This window comes from Thalassospira permensis NBRC 106175 (genome assembly GCF_000714555.1).
GTDB lineage: Bacteria > Pseudomonadota > Alphaproteobacteria > Rhodospirillales > Thalassospiraceae > Thalassospira > Thalassospira xiamenensis.
The window spans coordinates 1-548 of record NZ_AUNC01000065.1 but is presented as its reverse complement, the minus strand read 5'-3'; the positions used below and the strand labels follow the sequence as shown (position 1 = coordinate 548).

The following is a 548-nucleotide window of genomic DNA, read 5'->3' as shown; positions in this document are numbered from 1 at the left end:
TATGACGGTGATGTCTGGGGCTACAATGTCGGGTTGGATTACCGGTTTGCCGAAAGCCTGACGGCGGGTCTGTCGCTTGGCTATAACGATACCGACCTGACCACATCCTTCAATAACGGCTCCTATCAGGAAAAGGGATGGGTCGTTTCACCCTATGCGATCTACACCCCCGTCAACGGACTGACCATTTCCGGCCAGGCAGGCTTTGGCATGGGCGACATTGATGTGACGCGCGATAACAATGCGGTTTCCGGCAACACGGAATCTGACATCTGGTACGCCCAGCTCAATACTTCCTACATGATCCGCCCGCACGAAAACGTGCCACTCTCTCTAACACCGTCCGTTGCCTTTATTGCCGCACGCAAAACGGTTGACGGTTACACCGAAAGCAACAACACCGCCGTTGCCGGCACGACCTCGAACACCCGGCAGATCAGACCGGCCATCGAAGCCGCTTACGATCTTGCGCCAACCCCGACCCTGACCGTGACGCCTTTCATCGAAACCGGTCTGGTTCATGACTTCACCGATGAAATCAACAATGA

Annotated in this window: 1 protein-coding gene; it reads left to right on the top strand. The window is 55.3% G+C overall.

The window, feature by feature from the left end; genetic code table 11:
- Positions 1–548 (top strand): autotransporter outer membrane beta-barrel domain-containing protein (locus SMB34_RS18545; protein ID WP_037992304.1); only part of this gene is annotated, 548 nt, incomplete at both ends.